Below are 3069 nucleotides of genomic sequence, written 5' to 3'. Positions count from 1 at the left end.
GGCGCCCCTTTGCAACCCCCCCCCCCGGCGGCGGCCCCCCGTCCGGCGCCCCCCACGACGGCCTGGACGAGGGCGGCCTGCGTGCCGTCCGCGCCCAGGCCGACGCGGATCCGGGCTGGCGTGGGCACCTGGGCGTGCACGACACCTGCCTGTCCAGCCCGGCGGCCGCGGCCCGGCAGACCGCCGAGACCTTCGGCCTGCTGCCGACGATCGAGACGGCGTTGGCGGACTGTGACTACGGCGACTGGGCCGGACGGTCGCTTGCGGAGATCGCTGGCACGCACCCGCAGGCGCTGCAGGAATGGCTGACCACGGCGGACTCCGCGCCGCACGGTGGTGAATCCGTCGCGGCCGTGCGGGATCGGGTCGGGAGCTGGCTGGACGAGCAGCGCGGCGCGGGCAGACGCATCATCGCGGTCACGCACCCGCTGGTGATCCGGGTCGCGGTCGTGCACGCCCTCGGTCTGCCGATGGCGACGTACCGGCAGCTGGACGTGGAGCCGTTGGCGATCGTCCGGCTCACCAGTCAGGGCACGCGCTGGCAGTTTCGACTGGGTGCGCAGCGAACAGCCTGAGGTCACGCCGAACGGGCGCGGGCCGTGCCCACCAGGAGTGGACACGGCCCGCGCGGGTCACCCGCGTGCTCAGTGGTGCCGGTGGGGCAGGTGCAGCTCGACCGGCTCGGGCGGAAGGTCGTCGACGCCGGCGGCGACGGCCTGTTCGTGGCGGCGACGCGCCGCGGGCAGGGCGAGTGCCGCGAAGACGGCCAGGACCGCGACGCCCGCGCACACCCAGAAGCCGGCGGTGAACGCCGTGTCGGTGGGCAGACCCGCAGCGGTGCTGTTCGACGTGATGACGGCCGCCACGACCGCCGCGCCGATGCTGCTGCCGATGGTCCGCGCGATGGCGTTGACGCCGCTCGCCTCGCCGGTCTGTCCGGCCGGGACGCTCTCGATGATGGCGTTGGACATCGCCGCGAACGCCAGGCCGATACCGGCGCCGGTGAGCACCCCGGAGAGCAGGACCTGCCAGGTGGCGCCGTGCGCGACTGCCGGCAGCACGAATGCGACCACGACCGCGACCGTGCCGAGGAACATCGGAACCTTGGGGCCGAAGCGCCGGTCCAGCAGACCCGCGAGGGGACCGAAGACCACCATCATCAGGACGGTGGGCAGCAGGAACAGGCCCGCCTGGGACACCGTCTTGCCGAACCCGTACCCGGTGGCCGCGGGGAGTTGGAGCAGGGTCGGTACGAGCACGAACGTCCCGAACATCGCGAAGCCGAGGATCAGGGCGACGAGGTCGGTGGCCCACACACCACGAATCCGCATCAGGCGCATGTCGATGAGCGGCTCGCGTACCCGAAGCTCGACCCGGACGAACACGATCATCGCGACCACACCGAGCACGAAGAGGCCGATGGTCTTCGGCTCGGTCCAGCCCCAGCCCTGCCCCTTGCTCACGGCCAGCAGCAGCGAGACCAGCGAGACCGACAGGATGGCCGCGCCGAGCATGTCGAGCCGTCCGGGGGTGCGGACCCGCGACTCGGGCATCCCGAAGATGGCGCCGAGCAACGCGACGACGACGAGGACCAGCGGCAGCCAGAACAGCCAGTGCCACGACAGGTGCTCCACGATCGGGCCCGCGGCCACGATGCCGACACCGGCGCCGACCCCGAAGATCGCCGACAGCAGGCCGACGGTGACGCCGACCTTCTCCCGAGGCAACTGGTCACGGACGATGCCGATCGACAGCGGCAGGATCGCACCGGCGGCTCCCTGCAGCGCCCGCGCGACGATCAGCACGGTCAGGTTGGGCGCCAGTGCGGCGAGCAGGGTGCCCGCGGCGAGGGCCGCGAGGACGCCGATGAGGACCCGACGCTTGCCGACCATGTCACCGAGGCGTCCGAGAATGGGCGTCAGCACCGAGGCAGCCAGCAGGTACGCCGTGAGCACCCAGCTGATGTCTCCGGTCGAGACGCCCAGGTCCCTTCCGATTGTCGACAGCGCGGGCGCCACCAGCGACTGGAGCACCGCGAACGCCAGGCCGCCCAGCGACAGGTACAGCACCAGGAGAGTGCTCTTGGCGCGTGGGGCCGCGCTGGGCGCGGAGCCGAGGTGGGTCGGCTCCTCGATGGTGTGGGTCATGAAATCCTCGAACTGGATGTAAACGTTTGCTGACTTAGCCAGTATGCGCGGCCGAATGCCTATGTCAACAGTCGTTTACGTCACCCCGGAGCCCAGGCCGGGCCTTGCGCCCGCCCATAAGTCAACATATGTTTACTTGCGGGCCGAGCCGGAGCGAAGGGACTGACGCGTCGTGACAGCAGAACCGCCTGTCCCCCCGAGCAGCGACACCGCCGGCGAGCCGGCCCAGCGTCGCCGTCGGGATGCGGCCGAAACCCGGCAGCTCCTGCTCGACGCCGCTCGCCAGCGCTTCGCGCGGGATGGCTACGCGGCCACGACCGTCCGGGACATCGCCGACGACGCGGGCGTCAACGTGGCGCTCATCAGCCGCTACTTCACGTCGAAGGAAGGGCTGTTCGAGGCGTGCCTGCGGGCCGCGGGCGACGAGCTGCGCCGGACGACCGGCCAGACGCCTGCCGACCGGGTGCCCGAAACCATCGCCCGGCACATCGCCGACCCCGCCGCGGCGGGCCTGTCGAGCCAGCTCTCACTGCTGCTGCGGTCGTCCGGGGACGCGGGGGCGGACGAGATCCGGCGCGGTGTCCTGGTCCGTTCCAGCGAACAACTCGCGGCGGCTCGCGGGTGGCGTCCCGGCGAACCGGGCAGCGACCAGATCCTGCTCCGCGCCCAGATGGCTCTCGCCGCCGGCATCGGGCTCGCGGTGCTGCGGTCGTCGATCCGGCTGGAACCGCTGAGTTCCGCCACCGAACAGGACCTGGTCGGCCCGCTGCGCGACCTGGTCGACGCGCTGCTCCCACCGCCCGAGAGTTGATCATTGCGGTACGGCGTGGGGCGGGCCGTGATCACGGCCCTCCAGGATGTCGGTGGCCGGGTTGCAGTAGTCCGCCTCGTGCGCGGCCACCCCGGCCAGGCCACCCGCAGC

The 3069-nt window shown here is 71.9% G+C and carries 3 protein-coding genes; 2 read left to right on the top strand and 1 reads right to left on the bottom strand.

All coding sequences use genetic code 11. The annotated features are described in order from the left end of the window. On the top strand, positions 1-575 hold a 575-nt coding region (locus AB0F61_RS34120), incomplete at its 5' end, for a histidine phosphatase family protein (RefSeq protein WP_357818510.1). A gap of 69 nt (positions 576-644) precedes the next feature. Here AB0F61_RS34120 and AB0F61_RS34115 read toward each other — a convergent pair. After that, the gene (locus tag AB0F61_RS34115; protein WP_357818508.1) at positions 645-2147 is read right to left on the bottom strand and encodes an MFS transporter; all 1503 of its coding nucleotides are present in this window, start codon (positions 2145-2147) and stop codon (positions 645-647) included. Between the two features lie 172 nt (positions 2148-2319). Here AB0F61_RS34115 and AB0F61_RS34110 point away from each other — a divergent pair, with 172 nt between their 5' ends. Next, positions 2320-2958, top strand: coding sequence for a TetR family transcriptional regulator (locus AB0F61_RS34110; RefSeq protein WP_357818505.1), 639 nt, complete (start codon positions 2320-2322; stop codon positions 2956-2958). Positions 2959-3069 lie beyond the last annotated feature (111 nt).

The organism is Micromonospora sp. NPDC023888, assembly GCF_040639415.1.
Classification (GTDB): Bacteria; Actinomycetota; Actinomycetes; order Mycobacteriales; family Micromonosporaceae; genus Micromonospora.
The sequence above is the reverse complement of the archived record's forward strand: the minus strand, read 5'-3'. Positions and strand labels throughout refer to the sequence as shown.

Excerpts from the sequence above, each read along its gene's own strand:
- AB0F61_RS34115 (WP_357818508.1), bottom strand. The coding sequence starts at position 2,147 with ATGACCCACACCATCGAGGAGCCGACCCACCTCGGCTCCGCGCCCAGC.